The sequence below is a fragment of the Spirillospora sp. NPDC047418 genome, assembly GCF_040643275.1.
GTDB lineage: Bacteria > Actinomycetota > Actinomycetes > Streptosporangiales > Streptosporangiaceae > Spirillospora.
The window spans coordinates 94733-111370 of record NZ_JBEYTW010000021.1 but is presented as its reverse complement, the minus strand read 5'-3'; the positions used below and the strand labels follow the sequence as shown (position 1 = coordinate 111370).

Sequence of the window (16638 nt, the reverse complement as noted above, 5' to 3'; positions counted from 1 at the left end):
GCCCCCCTCCTGGACAACGACCGCAACCAACTCGAACTCTTCACCGCCCTCCTCCTCTCCCTCCCCGGCTCACCCGTCCTCTACTACGGCGACGAGATCGGCATGGGCGACAACATCTGGCTCGGCGACCGCGACGCCGTCCGCACCCCCATGCAATGGACACCCGACCGCAACGCCGGCTTCTCCCACTGCGACCCCGCCCGCCTCTACCTGCCCATCATCATGGACCCCATCTACGGCTACCAGGCCGTCAACGTCGAAGCACAGGCCAACAACCCCGGATCCCTGCTCCACTGGACCCGCAAAATGATCGAGATCCGGCAACGCCACCCCGTCTTCGGCGTCGGCTCCTACGTCGAACTCTCCGCCTCCAACCCCTCCGTCCTCGCCTTCACCCGCGAGATCACCGAGGACGAGAGCCCGTGGGGCGAGATGGACACGGTCCTGTGCGTCAGCAACCTGTCGCGCTTCCCGCAGCCGGTCGAACTGGACATGCGGCGCTTCGAGGGCTACTCCCCCGTGGAGTGCATGGGCGGCGTCCAGTTCCCGGCCATCGGCGAACTGCCCTACCTGCTGACGCTCCCGGGGCACGGGTTCTTCTGGTTCCAGCTGCTCCCGCCGGACGACGGCGGTGCCGCCGACCGGATCGTCGGAGCGGGAAGGACCGTCTGACCGTGCTGCCACCCCGATCGGACCTGACCAGAGACCTCGCGGAGTGGCTGCCCCGGCAGCGGTGGTTCGGCGGCAAGGACGGCCCCATCGACGAGCTGTCGATCGGCACCGCCACCGAGCTGCGCACCGGCGACCCCGCCCTGCACCACCTCGTCCTCGACGTCCGCCAGAACGGCGCCACCGACCAGTACCAGCTGCTGCTCGGCGTCCGCCGGCACCTGCCCGACCGGCTCCGGCACGTGGAGATCGGCGGGGGCCGGGGCGGCACGGCCGGCAGGAGCGCCGCCGGCGTCGCGAAGGCGCGGCTGTACGACGCCGCCCACGACCACGACCTGACCAGGATGCTGCTGGACGCGCTGGCCGGCGAGGCGTCCATCGGCCCGCTGCGGTTCCGCCACGTGCCGGGCGCCCGCATCCGGACCGACCTGGCGAGCCTGCCCATCACCGCCGAGCAGAGCAACACCTCGCTGCTGTTCGGCGACGCCTACATCTGCAAGCTGTTCCGGCGGCTCAGCCACGGCGTCAACCTCGACCTGGAGGTCAACCTCGCGCTGACCCGGCAGGGCAGCGAGCACGTCCCCGCCGTGCACGGCTGGATCGAGCTGGAACCGGACGGGCCCGGCGCGGAACCGGTCACGCTCGGGCTCCTGTCGGACTACCTGCACACCGGCGCCGACGGCTGGAGCCTCGCGATCGCGAGCGTCCGCGACTGGTTCGCCTATCCGCTGCCGCCCGGCGACGAGTGGGCGGAGCTGGACGCGAGCGGCGCGGGCGGCGACTTCGCCGCCGAGGCCGAGCGGCTCGGCGCGGCCACCGCGCAGGTGCACCGGGCGCTCGCCGACGCGTTCGGCGTGACGGTCGTCCCCGCGGACGAGGTGCGCGCGATGGCCGCCCGGATGAACACCGAGCTGACCGCCACCTGCCAGGCCGTGCCCGGCCTCGCCCCGCACGCGAAGGCGCTCACCTGGGCGTTCCTCGACCTGGCGGCGCGGGCGGCGCCGCTGCCGGTCCAGCGCGTGCACGGCGACTACCACCTCGGCCAGGTGCTGCGCACCGAGTCGGGCTGGGCGCTGCTGGACTTCGAGGGCGAGCCGGCCCGGACGCAGAGCGAGCGCCGGGCCCTCGCGCACCCGCTGCGGGACGTCGCCGGGATGCTGCGCTCCTTCGAGTACGCGGCGCGGTTCCTCATCACCAAGGCCGGCACGGTGCCGACCGAGTCGGGGCCGCATCTGGAGACGCGCGCGCACGCGTGGGCGGCGCGGAACCGGGCGGCGTTCTGCCGCGGCTACGCGGCGGCCGGCGGCGCCGACCCGGCCGCGCACTCGGTGCTGATGCACGCGTTCGAATTCGAGAAGGCCGTTTACGAGGTGCGGTACGAGGCGCGGAACCGGCCGGCCTGGCTCCCGGTCCCGCTGACCTCGCTGGCACATCTGACCGCTTGATCAAAGACACCAAAGAGCGCCTCCAATTCGCCGTCATGATCATGCAAAATCGGCCGCTTCCCACAATTCCCCGGCGATCAACGGGTACCCGAACTCTCGGCAGGATGATGATCACCTGCCGGAGTACGACCCGGCAATGGGGAACGGAGAACGGGAAATGTCCATCGCACACCACTCGCAGGATGACGGCGCCGGAATCGGAGCGGCGGAGCGCCATACCCGCCGCACGCGGACGGGCGGCCGAAAACAGGGGATGCTCCTGGCGGCCCTCACCGCGACGGCGACCGGGCTGGCGCTGACCGTGCCGCTCGGCGCGCCCGCCCACGCGGCGCTCAATCCGGTGGTGCTGAAGAGCCTGCACCTGGACTCCGCGACCCTGGAGAAGGTCCAGGCCTACGACAAGTACCGGACGCGCGAGGCGAATCAGCGCGAGAAGGCGAACAGGGCGCTGCGGTTCGCGCGCAAGCAGATCGGCAAGCCCTACAAGTGGGGTGCGGACGGGCCGAGCAGCTACGACTGCTCCGGCCTCGCGATGGCGGCATGGCGCAAGGCGGGCGTGAAACTCCCCCGCGTCACCTACGCCCAGTACCGCAAGGTCGACCGGAAGGTGAAGTACGGGAACCTCGAACCGGGCGACCTCATCTTCTTCCACGGCCGCAGCCACGTCGGCCTCTACGTCGGGCACGGGCGGTTCCTGCACGCGCCGCACACCGGCGCGAAGGTGCGCATCAACAAGATCGGCAAGCGGCGCAAGAACCAGTTCGCCGGCGCGGTGCGTCCGGGCGCGCCCGCCTACAAGGACTGGTCGGCGTCGGTGAAGGAGCTCGTCGAGAAGATCGACCGGATGAGCGCGCGGAAGAGAGCGGACCAGAAGCCGCCAGATAAGGAGCGGACCCCCCAGATTCCGCCGCCTTCCGATTCACTTCCCGCAGCAGATGCCGACCCCTCGCTGACCGCCCCCGGACACGCCCCCGAGAAACAGGCCGCTCCACCCGGCCGCCCCGCCCCCGCACCGGACGATTCCGCGGCCCAGGCTCCGCGAAGCGACGCTCCGCCGAAGGAGAAGTCGAATGAGGAAAAGCCTGCTCCACGGCCCCGCACCCGGGCGGCCGGACACCGGCACCCGTTCCAGAGCCACAGCTGGGCCGAATACACGGGCCGCGCCCCGTTCGGGATACTGACCTGATTCCACCGCGTCACGCGCCGCCATGGGCGCCCCGCGCGCCCATGGCGGAACGCCCGCACGGCCGAAGAACGTGCAGTACCGTGCCCATGTGGATCACGACGACAATCCGTCCATTGCGGACATTCCTCACGATGTGCCGACGTCGGCGCGGGCCTACGGCTGGCTGCTCGGCGGCAAGGAGAACTACGAGGTCGACCGGCAGTTCATCCGGGGCCAGCTGGAGCACCACCCGGCCGGGCTGGACATCACCCGGCAGAACCGGCTCTTCCTGTACCGGGCCGTCCGGTACCTGGCCGTCGAGGCCGGGATCCGGCAGTTCATCGACATGGGCTGCGGCCTGCCGACCGACGCCAACGTCCACCAGGTCGCGCAGCAGTTCGTCCCGGACGCCCGCGTGGTGTACGTCGACATCGACCCGATCGTCCTCGCGCACGGGCGGGCGCTGCTGGCCGGCGACGCCTCCACCACGGTCATCCAGGGCGACATGCGCGACCAGGAGGCGATCCTCGCCGACGCCGACCTCCGGCGGCTGATCGACTTCTCCGAGCCGGTCGCGACGCTGTTCCTGTCGGTCGGCCACCACCTGCCGGACGCCGACGACCCGCACCGCGTGCTGCACACGATCATGGACCGGGCCGCGCCCGGCAGCCACCTCACCTTCTCCCAGGTCGCGTGCGACGACCCGGTGCGGAGCGCGGAGATGACCGCGCAGGTCACCGGTGCCGGGATCCCGTGGCAGACCCGGACGCCCGCCGAGATCGACGCGCTGCTGTCCGGGTTCGAGGCCGTCGAGCCGGGGCTGGGCAACCTGGTCGGCTGGCGTCCGCTGGACCTGCAGCCGCCGCTCGCGCCCGTCCCGGAGGAGTTGCGGGGGTACGAGGGCGCGTCGAAGCTGGACCGCGGCATCTACGAGTACGGCGGCGTCCTGCGCAAGCGGTAGGCGCCCCGGTCGGCGGGACGGGTCGGCGGAACGGGTCAGCGGGACGGGTCCGCCAGGACCTGCCCGAGCACCTGCGCGTACATGCGCCCGGGGCTCGGGACGGACGCGGGCTGCAGGAAGCCGGGCAGCGGCGGCGGCTCCCCGGTGAACGGGCGGATCCGCTCGTACAGGGCCGGGGCGTCCGGCGGGCGGTTCTCCGGCTTCTTCTCCAGGAGGTCCTGGACGAGGGCGTTGAGCTCGGCGGGAACGCCGGGAAGGGCCGGGGGCCGCTCGCGGACGTGCTTGTCGAACACCGCGTAGGCGGTCGGGCCGGCGAACAGCTGCCGTCCGGTGAGCATCTCGTGCAGGACGCAGCCGAGTGCGTACAGGTCGCTGCGCCCGTCCGCGACGCCCTGCTCGATCTGCTCGGGCGCCATGTAGGCAGGGGTGCCGAGGATCTGCCCGTGCCGGGTGAAGTGCGCGACGTCGGCGTCGCCGAGAACGGCGAGCCCGAAGTCGAGGACCTTGACGCTGCCGTCCGGGCACAGCATCAGGTTGGTCGGCTTGAGGTCGCGGTGGCGGATCGACAGGGCGTGCGCGGCCGTCAGGACCGCGGCGGCCTGCGCGGTGATCCCGGCGGCCCACGGCACCGGGAGCGGCCCGTGCTCGGCGATCAGGTCACCGACGGTGACGCCGTCGATGAACTGCATGACCTGGTACAGCCGCCGGTCGACGGCGCCGAAGTCGTAGAGGGTGGGGGCGCCGGTGTGCTCCAGCCGGGCGAGGATGCGGGCCTCCCGGACGAAGCGGCGCTCCAGTTCGTCGTCCGCGCCGCCGCCCGGCAGGTCGAGGAACTTCACCGCGACGCGGCGGCCGAGGCGCGTGTCGTCGGCGGCGTACACGGCTCCCATCCCGCCGCGGCCGAGCGGAAGTTCGGCCAGCTCATACCGGTCGGCGATGAGCATGGTTCTCCCGGGGGTCATCTGCGGGGGCGGAGGTGGCCGTCCAGCAATCCGTCGAAGCTTAGCCGGACCAGCGCCTCCCCAATGGAGGACATTTCGCGCAATGTCCGCGTCAGCTCGGCCATCTCCTCGAACGCGCGGCCGTAGCCGCGCTGGCGTTCCAGGGACAGCCGGGGGATGCGGACGCGGCGCAGGTCCATCCGGCTCGAGCCGGTGCCGGTGCGGGTGTGCGCGAACGTCAGGAACCCGGCGAGGAAGCCCGGGTCGAGCCGGCGCGGGTCCGGCCGGTAGCGGGTGAGGTAGGGGCCGAGCGCGGCGCCGCCCGAGGTGACGACGCGGGCGGAGCCGGCGGCGGTGGCGACGACGTCTCCGGGTTCCAGCATGATCAGGCCGGGGCCGGCGGCGGCCGTGCCGGACGGGTCCGTCCCGGCGCCGACGTCGTCGGCGGTGAGCACCGGCACGTCGCCGCCGGACGGCGGCCGGGCGGGCGCGTGGCTGATCTCGACGACGCCGGCCCTGGCCAGCTCGGCGAGCGTGGTGAACGCCGGGGGCCGCCGGTCGGCCAGCAGTTCCACGCCGGGCGGGGCGGGAGCGGCGGCGGCGAGCCGGTGGAGCGCCTCGGTGAACCGGCCGGCGAACGCCGCGCCGCTCTGCCGGGGGCGGTGCCGTGCCGGGCTGAGGTCGACCTCGTCGTCCAGCAGGTCGATGACCGGGACGGCGGACTCGCCCTCGGCGCGCCCCGCCGCCGCGCGTTCGGCGCGGTCGAGGTCGCCCTCGGCGTCCAGCAGCAGGACGGCGGCGGGCGGCGGCTCGGCGGGGCGGGGGCGGCGCAGCAGCCACAGGTCGGGGCCGCCGGGCGCGAGCGTGATCACGGCGCGCAGCGCGCCCGCGCGCAGCAGGTTGCCGCGGATGCGGCGGCCGGGGCGGCGGCCCGCGACGGCCGACGGCAGCAGCACCGCGGCGCGGCCGCCCGGCCGGAGGTGCGCGAGGCAGTGCTGGACCCAGGCCAGCTCGGGTTCGCCGCGCGGCGGCAGCCCGTACTCCCAGCGCGGGTCGCCGGCGAGGTCCTCGTGGCCCCAGGCGCGGTCGCCGGACGGCGGGTCGCACACGACGGCGTCGGCGACCTCGCCGGGGAAGCCGTCGTGGCGCAGGGAGTCGCCGGCGACGACCTCGGCGGGCGCGCCGGCGAGCAGCAGCCGGACCGCGGCGATCCGGGCGGCGGCCGGGTCGGCGTCCTGGCCGAGCGGGCGCCGCGGCCCGGGGGCCGCCAGCAGCAGCGTGCCGAGGCCGCACGCCGGGTCGAGGACGACGTCGCCGTCCCGGCAGGCGAGCCGCGTCATCAGGCCCGCCACGTCCGCGCGGGTGAGGACGAGGCGCCGCGAGTGCGCCCGGACGTAGCGCTCCAGGAGCCCGTCGAAGGCGGCGGCGTGGCCGTGCTCGGCGGCGAGGTCGGCGAGCATGCCGGGCAGGGCGGGGTCGCCGGGTTCCAGGCCGGGCGGCGGCGGCTTCACCGCGTCCCGGCCCGGTCCGGGGCCGCGCAGTTCGAGCAGGCGCAGCCCGGCCCAGCCGACGAGGTCGGCGAGCGCGAAGTCGTCGCCGGACGCGCGCAGCCGCTGCCAGACCCGGTCGGCTGGCGACACCTCGAACGGCTTGCCGTTGCGGCGCAGCCAGCCCTCGACGTCGGCGAGGGAGAACAGCGGGCTGGTCGCGGTCCCGGCGACCGGGCGGGGGAAGTCGCCGTGGCGGCGGCGCCAGTTGCTGACCGTGGCGCGCCCGACGCCCGCCAGCCGGGCGATGTCGCCCGCGGTCACGCCGGGGTCGCCGGGGGCGCCGCTCATGCCGTCACCCCGCCGGCCCGGCTCAGGCACGGTGCAGGCGGCGGCCGAGCCGGCCGAGGCGTCCCGGGGCCGCGGCCCCGAGCAGCACGGGGCGCTGGTCGGGGGCCTCTCCCGCGGGGGCGACGTCCGCGACGACGCAGGTGATGTTGTCGTGCCCGCCGGCCTCGTTGGCGAGGCCGATGAGCCGGGCGACGACGTCCGCCGGGCCGGCCTCCTCGGCCATCGCGGCGCGTATCGCGGCGGCCGGGACGAGCCCGGAGACGCCGTCGGAGCACAGCAGGTACCGGTCGCCGGGCAGGGCGTCGTGCCGGAACACGTCGGGCTCGCCGCTGCCGCCGCTCTGCAGCGCCCGGACGAGCACCGACCCGCGCGGATGGTGCGCCGCCTCCTCCGGGGTGAGCTGCCCTCCGTCGACGAGCGTCTGGACCACGGTGTGGTCGCGGGTGAGCTGGAAGAGGTCCCCGCCGCGCAGCAGGTAGGCGCGGGAGTCGCCGATGTGCGCGACCGCGAAGCCCCGCCCGTCCCACGCCATCGCGGTGAGCGTCGTGCCCATGCCCGCGAGCTCGGGGTCCCGGTCGCCGAGCTCGTCGAGCCGCGCGGCCACCTCGGCGACGCCGGCGGCGAGCGCGGCGGCCGGGTCGTCGCCGAGCGGCAGCCCGGCGACGGCCGTGGCGGCGGTCCGGCTGGCGACGTCGCCGTGCGGGTGCCCGCCCATCCCGTCGGCGACCGCGAGCAGGCGCGGACCGGCGAACGCGGAGTCCTCGTTCGTCTTCCGCCGCCTGCCGACGTCCGTCCCGGCGGCGAAGCGCAGCATCTGGTGAGCCATGCATCTCAGGGAAGCACGCTAAAACTCGATTCACAAGCATTCCTGGTCAGCACCCCGCTTGCAGGTGCTCATGGCGGACGAACCGGGATCGATCGTGCTACGTTGCACTGAAAACCGTTTTCATTTTCAGGAGTTCTCATGTCCTCTCTGCAGCGTGCCCGCATGTCCGGGGCGGGTGCCCTCCTCGCCGTCTCGGCACTGCTGGCGGCCGGATGCGGGTCGTCGTCCGACGCCGGTACCGGGACGCGGGCGACGCCGGACGGCGGCCCGGGCAAGGGCACCGTCTCCGTCGTCGCGTCGACCAACGTCTACGGCGACATCGCGCGGCGGATCGGCGGCGGCAAGGTGGAGGTGACGTCGTTCATCAGCGACCCGTCGCAGGACCCGCACTCGTTCGAGGCGAGCGCGCGCACCCGGCTCGCGCTGTCGGAGGCCGGCGTCGTCATCGAGAACGGCGGCGGCTACGACGACTTCATGGACACGCTGCTGAAGGGCGCGGGCTCCAAGGCGACCGTGCTGAACGCGGTGGAGGTGTCGGGGAAGACCGCGCCGGCCGGCACGGAGCTGAACGAGCACGTCTGGTACGACCTGCCGTCCGTCGGGCTGCTGGCCGACCGGATCTCGGCGGCGCTCGGCGAGGCCGACCCCGCGGGCGCGCCGGCGTACACGGCGAACGCCCGCGCGTTCAAGGCCGAGCTGAAGACCCTGGAGGAGAAGGTGGCCGCGCTCAAGGCCGCGCACGCCGGCGAGGGCGTCGCGATCACCGAGCCCGTCCCCGTCTACCTGCTGGAGGCGGCGGGGCTGGAGAACCGGACGCCCGAGGAGTTCAGCGAGGCGATCGAGGAGGGCGGCGACGTCCCGCCGCGCGTCCTGCGGGACACGCTGGCGCTGGTCGGCGAGAAGAAGGTGAAGGCGCTCGTCTCCAACGCGCAGACCGGCGGCGCGGAGACCGAGCAGCTCGAGAAGGCCGCGAAGGAGGGCGGCGTGCCCGTCGTGCCGGTCACCGAGACGCTCCCCGAGGGCGCCGGCTACATCTCCTGGATGGACGGCACCATCGCCGCGCTGCGGAAGGCGCTGTCGTGATCGCCCTGCGCGGCGCCGCCCTCTCCTACGGGGAGCGGACCCTGTGGAAGGGCCTCGACCTCGATGTGGCGGCGGGCGGGTTCCTGCTCGTCCTCGGGCACAACGGGTCGGGGAAGACGAGCCTGCTGCGGGTCCTGCTCGGGCTGCAGCGGCTCTCGGCGGGGACGGCCGCCGTGAACGGCCGCCCGCCGCGCCGGGGCGGCGGCCTCATCGGCTACGTCCCGCAGCACCGGGCCGTCCCGCCGCACACCCCGCTGCGGGCGCGCGACCTGGTCGGGCTCGGCGTCGACGGGCACCGGTGGGGGCCGCGGCGGCGGTCCCGGGACGCGCGCCGCCGGGTGGCGGACGCGCTGCGGGACGTGGGCGCCGCCCCCTACGCCGACGTGCCGCTGCACCTGCTGTCGGGCGGCGAGCTGCAGCGGGTGCGGGTCGCGCAGGCGCTCGCGGCCGATCCGCGCGTCCTGCTGTGCGACGAGCCGCTCGCCTCGCTGGACGCCGAGCACCAGCGGATCGTCGGCGAGCTGGTCGACCGGCGGCGGCGCGAGCGGGGCACGGCGGTCGTGTTCGTCACGCACGAGGTCGGCCCCGTCCTGCCGTTCGCCGACCGGGTGCTGGACCTGGGCGACCTCGGACCGGGCGAGGCCGCGTGATCTGGCACGAGATCGTCAACTTCGACGACTACGGCGCGCTGCTCGGCCTCGTCCGCAACTCGCTCATCGCGGGGGCCGTGCTCGGGCTCGTCGGCGGGCTCGCCGGGACGTTCGTCGTGATGCGCGACCTGCCGTTCGCCGTGCACGGCATCAGCGAGTTGTCGTTCGCGGGCGCGGCGGGCGCGCTGCTGCTCGGCACGAGCGTGGCGGGCGGGTCGATCGCGGGCGCCCTGGCCGCGGCCGCGCTGATCGGGGTGCTCGGTGCGCGGGCGCGCGACCGCGGTTCGGTCATCGGCGTGCTGATGCCGTTCGGGCTCGGCCTCGGCGTGCTGTTCCTGTCCCTCTACAAGGGCCGGTCGGCGAACAAGTTCGGGCTGCTCACCGGGCAGATCGTCGCCATCGACACGCCGCACCTGTCGTGGCTGCTGGGGACGTCGGCGGTGGTGCTGGTGTGCCTCGCGGTCATGTGGCGGCCGCTGGCGTTCGCCAGCCTCGACCCGGACGTGGCGGCGGCGCGGGGCGTCCCGGTGCGGACGCTGTCCCTGTCGTTCATGCTGGTGCTCGGCCTCGCGGTCGCGGTGTCGGTGCAGGTCGTGGGTGCGCTGCTGGTGCTCGCGCTGCTCTGCACGCCGGCCGCCGCGGCGGTCCGGGTGACCGCGTCGCCGGTGCTCGCCCCCGTGCTCAGCGCGGTGCTCGCGACCGTGTCGGTGGTGGGCGGGATCCTGCTGTCGATCGGCTCCAGCATCCCGGTCAGCCCGTACGTCACGACGATCTCGTTCGTCCTGTACGGCGTGTGCCGCGCGACCGGTGCGCTCCGGGCACGGCGCGGCTGGACCGCGCGCCGGCGCCCGGCCCAACCCAACGCGACCGCGAGCGCGACCGCGCCGACGTGACCGCGCGGCCCGCGACCGTGCCGGCGTGACCGCGCCGGCCTGGCCGCGTCGGCATGATCTTTTGCACATGATCTCTTGGGGCCCGCCCGGCACTGGCCGCCGGGCGGGCACCGCGGTGCGGGCGGCGTTCCGGATATTCCGGATCTCCGGCGGTGAGGTCGTTGCGATTCGCTTACTTCCCCGTGGGCATCGCCGCCGGGCGCAAGGGCATCAACAAGGCTCTTCCGACTTTCGGGGCGATTGGGAGGGACGCGATGTGGGATTTCGCGGGCCGTGACACCGCTATCGACCTGGGCAGCGGCACCGTGCGGATGCACGTGCGGGACCGCGGCGTGGTGTGCCGCGAGCCGTCCGTGCTCGCCCGGTCCCGGGAGACCGGGCACATCCTGGCGCTGGGCCTGCCCGCGCAGGAGATGGCCGGGCGCAACCCCGACGTCACGCTCGTCCGGCCGATCCGCGAGGGCGCGCCGACGGAGACCGACGAGGCCGAGTACCTGATGCGGCACCTGGTCCGCCGGCACCACCGGCGCCACTACACGGCCCGTCCCCGGCTCGTCATCACCGTGCCGAGCGGGATGACGTCCGTCCACTACCGGGCCCTGCAGTTCTCCGCCTACCAGGCCGGCGCGCGGCGGCTCACGCTCGTGCCGACGCCCATCGCCGCCGCCATCGGGATGGGGATGACCTCGACCGCGCGGCGCGACATCGCCGTCATCGCCGACATCGGCGCGGACGTCACCGACATCGGCGTCATCGCGTTCGGCGGCCTCGTCACCTCGCACACCGCGCACGTCGGCGGGTCGGCGCTGGACAAGGCGATCGTCGCGATGGTGCGGCGCGAGCACGGCACGGCGCTGTCGCGGTCCGCGGCCGAGGCCGCGAAGCTGGAGGTGGGGGCGGTGCCGCCGCTCGGCCGCCGGCCGGTGAAGCAGACCGTCGTGACCGGCCGCGACATCGCGACCGGGATGCCGCGCGAGATCGTGCTGACCACGCTGGACGTCGGCCGCGCGATCAGCGCGCCGATCGGCGAGATCGTGGCGGCGATCGGCGCCGGGCTGACCGGCTGCTCCCCGGAGATCTCCGGGGACCTGCTGAGCGTCGGCATCACGCTGACCGGCGGGACCGCCCGGCTGCCGGGGCTGCAGCGGCTGATCCGCGACCGGACCGGCCTGGAGGCGCGGCTCGGCGACGACACCGGCGACGCGGCCGTGCTCGGCGCCGGGGAGGTGCTGCGCTCGGCCGGCTCGCAGGAGCCGTCCGCGCGCAAGTCGGCGCCGCGCCCGCAGGTGCTGACCACGCTGCCGGAGTTCTGACCGGGCGCGATTAGACTCCGGGGTCCATGAGCGACGCACCCGCCCTCGACGGCCCCGGAAGCCCGCGCCTGCAGGAGGTCTCGGACGGGGTCTTCGCCTACGTCCAGCCGGACGGCACCTGGTGGATCAACAACACCGGCTTCCTCGCCGGAACGCGCGGGGTGGTGAGCGTCGACTCCTGCTCGACCGAGCGCCGCACCCGCGCGTACCTGGAGTCGATCCGGTCGGTGACGGACCGGCCCGTCCGGACCCTGGTCAACACCCACCACCACGGCGACCACACGTTCGGCAACTACCTGTTCGCGGGCGCCACCATCGTCGGCCACGAGCGGACGCGGGAGGCCGCGCTCGCGTGGGGCGGGCCGTTCGACGAGCCGGTCTGGACGAAGGTGGACTGGGGCGGCATCGAGGTGGAGCCGCCGTTCCTCACCTACACCGACGGCGTGACGCTGTGGGTGGACGACCTGCGCTGCGAGGTCCGGCACGTCGGGACGCCGGCGCACACCACGAACGACTCCATCGTGTGGATCCCGGAGCGGCGGGTCCTGTTCTGCGGCGACCTGCTGTTCAACGGCGGCACCCCGTTCCTGATGCAGGGGTCGGTCGCGGGCGCCATCACGGTGCTGGAGGAGGTCGTGGCGCCGCTGGGCGCGGAGACGATCGTCCCCGGGCACGGCCCGGTCGGCGGTCCGGAGCTGATCGACCGCGTGCTCGGGTACGCGCGGTTCGTGCGGGCGACGGCCGCCGCGGCGAAGCCGGCCGGGCTGTCGCCGCTGGAGGCGGCGCGCGAGGCCGACCTCGGCCCGTACGCGGAGCTGACCGACGCCGAGCGGCTCGTCGGCAACCTGCACCGCGCCTACGCCGAGCTGGACGGCCTCGAACCGGGCGGCGAGATCGACGTGGCCGCCGCCCTCGGCGACATGATCGCCTTCAACGGCGGCCGGCCGCTCACCTGCCGCGCCTGAGCCGCCGCAGCAGGTGCCGCGGGCGGATCGCCCGCGGCGGGGCGGCCACGTCGTAGCGGCCGGCGCCGCCGCGCACCACCGCCCGCGCCTCCGCCTCGTCCACTCCGGCGAACACCAGCAGGTCGATGGCGGCCAGCCGCAGCGCCGTGGCGGCGTCGCGGCCGGCCGCGACGCTCTGCAGGTCCTCGTCGCCGGCCCGCTCCGCCAGCACGACGGCCCGCTCGGCGGCCCGCCGGCGGCGGGCGTGATCGCCGGGGTCGTCGGCCACGTGCCGCACGATCACGGCGAGGTCCAGGACGGCCGGGACGAGGACGCGGCGCTGCCCCCGGCCGGCGGCGAGCGCGGTGCGCGCGACCAGGACGCAGCTTCCGCAGAGCAGGTCGAGCCAGTCCGCGTTCTCCCGCTCCAGCAGCGTCACCGCGTGCCGCGACCGCCACACCAGCGAGTACCTGGGGACCGAGGTGCTGGCCGCGCTCATGCGGCCGAGCTCGGCGAGCCGGTCGCGCTGCCCGCGCAGCCGGTCCAGCGCCTCCTCGCGGAGCCCGTCGTCGTCCTCGCGCAGGGCGCGGACGGTGAGGTCGAGCCCGTCGGCCATGCCCTCCAGGGCGGCGGACTCGGCGCGCCGCAGCAGCGCGAGCGGTTCCGGGGTGAACAGCAGCTGGCTGAACACGAGCGCGACGCCGGCGCCGACCAGCGCGTCCACCATCCGGAAGGGCCCGGCCTGCCCGCCCGCGGAGGTCACGGTCAGGATCGCGGACGCGGCGGACTGCGCGACCACCAGCGCGGAGTCGGTGACGGCCCGGGCGAGCACGATCGAGCCGAACACCACCAGGGCCAGGGTGCCGTAGCCGCCGCCGAGCACGAGCAGGGTCAGCTCGCCGACGCCGATGCCGAGCACCACGCCGAACAGCAGCTGCACCGCGTTCACCCCGCGCTGGCCGCGCACGGTGTTGAGCGCCACCACGGCGGCGATCGGCGCGAAGAACGGGTCGGTGTGCGGGCCGAACGACTTGGCGATGAACCAGGCGATGGTCGCGGCGGCGGTCTGCTGCAAGACCGGCCACGCCCCCTCCCACAGCCGCCGCCGGGACCGCGCGCCGGCCTCGCGCGCCCGGCGCCGCCACCGGCTCGGCCTCATCCAGGGGTGCTCTCCGGCGGACGGCGCCCGAAACGGCGGAGCAGGTCGGCGTCCACCTCGTCGAAGCCGCGGCCCTTGGTCTCCGGGACGAACCGGGCGACGAACACGAGCCCGGCCAGCGCGATGGCGCCGAGGATCCAGAACGTCTCGCCCTGGCCGATGGCGGTCGCGATGGGCAGGAACAGCAGGCTCACCGCGAAGTTCGAGCCCCAGTTCACCGCGGTGGACGCGCTGGATCCGGTCGCGCGGGCGGGGCCCGGGAAGATCTCCCCGATGATCGCCCAGAAGACGGGCCCGAGCCCGACGGCGAACGAGGCGATGAACAGGACCATGAAGACCAGCGTCGGCACGGAGGACCATCCGGCGACGAACGCCAGCCCCAGCAGGGCCATCGTGACCGCCATCGCGGCGAGCGAGAACAGCAGCAGGCCGCGGCGCCCGACCCGGTCGGCCATCCGGCCGGACAGCAGCGCGCCCACCATGGCGCCCAGCACGAGGACGCTGACCACGGTTCCCTGCTCGAAGGAGTTCAGCGTGAAGTCGGTCCGGATGAACAGCAGCGCCCCGGAGATCACGCCGGTGTCGAATCCGAACAGGAAGCCGCCGACCGCGATGACGACCGCCCACCGCCAGATCTTGCGCAGCCCGTCGGGCGGGACCTCGTCCAGCGGGCCCTCGGTGACCTGGGCACGGGAAAAACCCTGCATGTGCGCCTCCCCGACGACGCACTACCCAGAGTGGCGAGTTCGATACAGCGGGCCGGGTCAGCGGAGTTCGGCGCTCGCCAGCAGGCGGATGTGGGCGGTGGCCCAGGTCAGGGCGGCGTGGCGGGGGTCGTCGGCGGTGAGCGCGGCGGCCAGTGCGGCGACGGTCCCGGCCGCGGTGCGCAGGCCGTTGCGCTCCAGGTCCGCTCCGGCGCGGACGAGGCGGTCCCGCAGGCCGGGCGAGATGTGGAGGAGGCCGCGATGGGCCGCCTCGGCGCCGGCGGCGAGCGCCTCGTCCAGCGCGCGGGACAGCGGATCGGGGGCGGCGGGGGCCGCGGCGTCCAGCGCGGCGGTGCCCGCGCCGGGGGCCAGGTCGGGGACGGTGACGCCGTCGCCGGTCAGGACGGCGAACGGGTCGATGACGAGGCCCCCGCGGTCCCGCCGGACGGCGCCGGTGAGCAGCCGGGGGCCCGCGGCGAGCGCCCCGGCGAGGGCGTCCAGCGCGGCGGGGCGGTGCGGGCTGTACTCGGCGGACACCAGGGCCGTGGTCCCGGCCGCGTCCGCGACCACGGCCTCCAGGCGCTGCGCGCCGGGGTGGTAGCCGATGTCGCGGACGCCCGCGACCGCGACGGCGCGGACCAGTTCCGCCTCGACGCGGGGGCGGACGAGGCGCGGCGGCAGCGCGTCCAGCGCGTGCGCCTGCGCCGTGTAGTCGCGGACGAGGAGCCCGGCGGGCAGCGCCTCCCAGGCGTTGCCGATCGGCGTGACCGTGGTCTTCGCGATCCGCCCGGCGGTGACGCGGACGACCCGGCCCGCGCTGCGGGCGGCGCTCTCGGACACGATGTTCGCGGCGGCGAGCGACCGCAGCGGGACGCCGAGGACCCGGCGCCCGGCCAGGTCGGCGCCGGTGAGGCGGGCCCCGTCCGGGACGTCGAAGCGGCGTTTCAGCGCGAGCACGGCGCCGGTGGCGGTGTGCGCGAGGTAGAGGTCGGCGGTGCGGGTCGCGGCGGTGCCGGCGACGCGGCAGCCGAGGGCGGCGAGACGGACCCGGCGCAGCGGCGTCTCCGCGCGCTCGTCGGTGCCGAGGACCTGGGAGCGGTCCGGTCCGCGGGCGGCGCGGTGCCGGGCGTGGACCTCGGCGAGGAGCGCCGCGGTGCGCGCGGAGTCGTGGTCGGCGCGGCGCTCGTGGTAGGCGGTGAGCTGGGCGGCCAGGTCGTCGAGGGCGGCGGCGGGCCAGTGCATGCCGCGGCCCGCGAGGTCGGCGGCGGCCCGGCCGATCGCGGTGGCCAGCACGGGACCGGTGTTCGCGGCGCCCTCCAGGAGGACCTGCCCGGCGAGGTCGAGGGCGGTGTCCAGGGACGGGCCGGGCGCGGGGCCGCCGCGGGACTCCCCCGGCCCGCCGCCGCCCACGTCGAGGCGGACCTCGGCGCCGGTGAGGCCGCGCTCGTCGGCGGCGCGGAACGCCCAGACGGCGAGCACGGTGACCTCGCCGCGCACCGCCGCGACGGCGTCGGTGTGGACGTAGCCGAGCTCGTCCGGCACCAGGAACCGGACGGTGCAGGCCGGCAGTTCGGCCTGGGCCACCGGGTCCTGCGGGGTGGGGCGGCGGAGCGCCGCGGAGTACCCGGCGCGGAAGGTGCGGCGGGCGGCGGTGAGGGCCCGCTGCCCGAGGACGCGGGCGAGCGCGTCGTCGTCGAACGCCCCGGGCGACCAGGCCGCGGCCGGCGGCTCGGGTTCGGCGCCGGGGGCCGCGGCGGCGGTCCGCTGGTAGGCGAGGACGAGGCAGATCCGGTGGCGGCACGTGCCGGTCGCGGCGCAGGAGCAGGTCGCGGCCTCCAGCCCCGCACCGGCCGGAAGGGACGTCTCGGTGCCGTCGGGGAAGGCGCCGGCGACGCCGCCGTCCGGGGCGGTGGTGATCTCGGGGCCGCGGCCGGCGTCGAGGTCCTTCGCGGCGCGTTTGACGAGCCCCCGGTTGGCGAGGGCGGCGAGCGCGTCCGGGGTGAGGGAGAGCAGGTCCGCGCGGGTCGCCGGGCCGGTCACCGGGCGG

The 16638-nt window shown here is 75.2% G+C and carries 15 protein-coding genes; 9 read left to right on the top strand and 6 right to left on the bottom strand.

The annotated features are described in order from the left end of the window. The 4 genes from ABZ806_RS16245 to ABZ806_RS16230 all read left to right on the top strand — a co-directional run. A partial coding sequence (locus ABZ806_RS16245; RefSeq protein ID WP_500218086.1) for an alpha-glucosidase C-terminal domain-containing protein occupies nucleotides 1–672 on the top strand: 672 nt, incomplete at its 5' end. 2 nt (nucleotides 673–674) lie between these two features. Continuing rightward, on the top strand, nucleotides 675–2114 hold the full coding sequence (locus ABZ806_RS16240) for a maltokinase N-terminal cap-like domain-containing protein (RefSeq protein ID WP_500218085.1): 1440 nt from the start codon (nucleotides 675–677) through the stop codon (nucleotides 2112–2114). A gap of 157 nt (nucleotides 2115–2271) precedes the next feature. Further along, on the top strand, nucleotides 2272–3300 hold the full coding sequence (locus ABZ806_RS16235) for a C40 family peptidase (protein ID WP_500218084.1): 1029 nt from the start codon (nucleotides 2272–2274) through the stop codon (nucleotides 3298–3300). An 88-nt stretch (nucleotides 3301–3388) separates the two neighbouring features. Next, entirely contained in the window at nucleotides 3389–4240 is an 852-nt protein-coding gene (locus ABZ806_RS16230; protein WP_500218083.1) for an SAM-dependent methyltransferase, read from the top strand. A gap of 35 nt (nucleotides 4241–4275) precedes the next feature. On the opposite strand, the gene ABZ806_RS16225 is transcribed toward ABZ806_RS16230, so the two are convergent. The 3 genes from ABZ806_RS16225 to ABZ806_RS16215 are packed head-to-tail and all read right to left on the bottom strand — an operon-like array spanning nucleotide 4276 to nucleotide 7845. Then, entirely contained in the window at nucleotides 4276–5184 is a 909-nt protein-coding gene (locus ABZ806_RS16225) for a serine/threonine-protein kinase (RefSeq protein ID WP_500218082.1), read from the bottom strand. 14 nt (nucleotides 5185–5198) lie between these two features. Beyond that, nucleotides 5199–7019, bottom strand: coding sequence for an N-6 DNA methylase (locus ABZ806_RS16220; protein ID WP_500218081.1), 1821 nt, complete (start codon nucleotides 7017–7019; stop codon nucleotides 5199–5201). A 22-nt stretch (nucleotides 7020–7041) separates the two neighbouring features. Further along, nucleotides 7042–7845, bottom strand: coding sequence for a PP2C family protein-serine/threonine phosphatase (locus ABZ806_RS16215; protein ID WP_500218080.1), 804 nt, complete (start codon nucleotides 7843–7845; stop codon nucleotides 7042–7044). Nucleotides 7846–7983: 138 nt separating this feature from the next. Between ABZ806_RS16215 and ABZ806_RS16210 the strand changes: the two genes are divergently transcribed. From ABZ806_RS16210 to ABZ806_RS16190, 5 genes are all read left to right on the top strand, one after another. Further along, the gene (locus ABZ806_RS16210; protein ID WP_500218079.1) at nucleotides 7984–8928 is read left to right on the top strand and encodes a metal ABC transporter solute-binding protein, Zn/Mn family; all 945 of its coding nucleotides are present in this window, start codon (nucleotides 7984–7986) and stop codon (nucleotides 8926–8928) included. After that, entirely contained in the window at nucleotides 8925–9578 is a 654-nt protein-coding gene (locus tag ABZ806_RS16205; protein WP_500218078.1) for a metal ABC transporter ATP-binding protein, read from the top strand. Before ABZ806_RS16210 ends, ABZ806_RS16205 begins: the two co-directional genes overlap by 4 nt. Then, nucleotides 9575–10471, top strand: a complete 897-nt coding sequence (locus tag ABZ806_RS16200; protein ID WP_500218077.1) for a metal ABC transporter permease — start codon at nucleotides 9575–9577, stop codon at nucleotides 10469–10471. The genes ABZ806_RS16205 and ABZ806_RS16200 overlap by 4 nt, the downstream gene beginning before the upstream one ends. 254 nt (nucleotides 10472–10725) lie before the next feature. Continuing rightward, complete coding sequence (locus ABZ806_RS16195; protein WP_500218076.1) at nucleotides 10726–11784, top strand: rod shape-determining protein; 1059 nt, start codon at nucleotides 10726–10728, stop codon at nucleotides 11782–11784. A 26-nt stretch (nucleotides 11785–11810) separates the two neighbouring features. Further along, nucleotides 11811–12749, top strand: a complete 939-nt coding sequence (locus ABZ806_RS16190; RefSeq protein ID WP_500218075.1) for an MBL fold metallo-hydrolase — start codon at nucleotides 11811–11813, stop codon at nucleotides 12747–12749. Here the strand turns inward: ABZ806_RS16190 and ABZ806_RS16185 are convergent. Genes ABZ806_RS16185 through ABZ806_RS16175 form a run of 3 tightly spaced genes read right to left on the bottom strand, consistent with a single transcriptional unit; the run spans nucleotide 12733 to nucleotide 16631 of the window. Next, nucleotides 12733–13887, bottom strand: a complete 1155-nt coding sequence (locus ABZ806_RS16185; protein ID WP_500218074.1) for an FUSC family protein — start codon at nucleotides 13885–13887, stop codon at nucleotides 12733–12735. The two genes, ABZ806_RS16190 and ABZ806_RS16185, sit on opposite strands and share 17 nt — an antisense overlap. Then, the gene (locus ABZ806_RS16180; protein WP_500218073.1) at nucleotides 13884–14594 is read right to left on the bottom strand and encodes an MFS transporter; all 711 of its coding nucleotides are present in this window, start codon (nucleotides 14592–14594) and stop codon (nucleotides 13884–13886) included. Before ABZ806_RS16180 ends, ABZ806_RS16185 begins: the two co-directional genes overlap by 4 nt. A gap of 57 nt (nucleotides 14595–14651) precedes the next feature. Then, nucleotides 14652–16631, bottom strand: coding sequence for a YehQ family protein (locus tag ABZ806_RS16175; protein WP_500218072.1), 1980 nt, complete (start codon nucleotides 16629–16631; stop codon nucleotides 14652–14654). Nucleotides 16632–16638: the final 7 nt, after the last annotated feature.

What these genes read in the sequence shown, in the direction of transcription:
- ABZ806_RS16235 (WP_500218084.1), top strand. Translation starts at nt 2,272, where the DNA reads ATGTCCATCGCACACCACTCGCAGGATGACGGCGCCGGAATCGGAGCG.
- ABZ806_RS16225 (WP_500218082.1), bottom strand. Translation starts at nt 5,184, where the DNA reads ATGCTCATCGCCGACCGGTATGAGCTGGCCGAACTTCCGCTCGGCCGC.
- ABZ806_RS16220 (WP_500218081.1), bottom strand. Translation starts at nt 7,019, where the DNA reads ATGAGCGGCGCCCCCGGCGACCCCGGCGTGACCGCGGGCGACATCGCC.
- ABZ806_RS16215 (WP_500218080.1), bottom strand. Translation starts at nt 7,845, where the DNA reads ATGGCTCACCAGATGCTGCGCTTCGCCGCCGGGACGGACGTCGGCAGG.
- ABZ806_RS16210 (WP_500218079.1), top strand. Translation starts at nt 7,984, where the DNA reads ATGTCCTCTCTGCAGCGTGCCCGCATGTCCGGGGCGGGTGCCCTCCTC.
- ABZ806_RS16195 (WP_500218076.1), top strand. Translation starts at nt 10,726, where the DNA reads ATGTGGGATTTCGCGGGCCGTGACACCGCTATCGACCTGGGCAGCGGC.
- ABZ806_RS16190 (WP_500218075.1), top strand. Translation starts at nt 11,811, where the DNA reads ATGAGCGACGCACCCGCCCTCGACGGCCCCGGAAGCCCGCGCCTGCAG.
- ABZ806_RS16185 (WP_500218074.1), bottom strand. Translation starts at nt 13,887, where the DNA reads ATGAGGCCGAGCCGGTGGCGGCGCCGGGCGCGCGAGGCCGGCGCGCGG.
- ABZ806_RS16180 (WP_500218073.1), bottom strand. Translation starts at nt 14,594, where the DNA reads ATGCAGGGTTTTTCCCGTGCCCAGGTCACCGAGGGCCCGCTGGACGAG.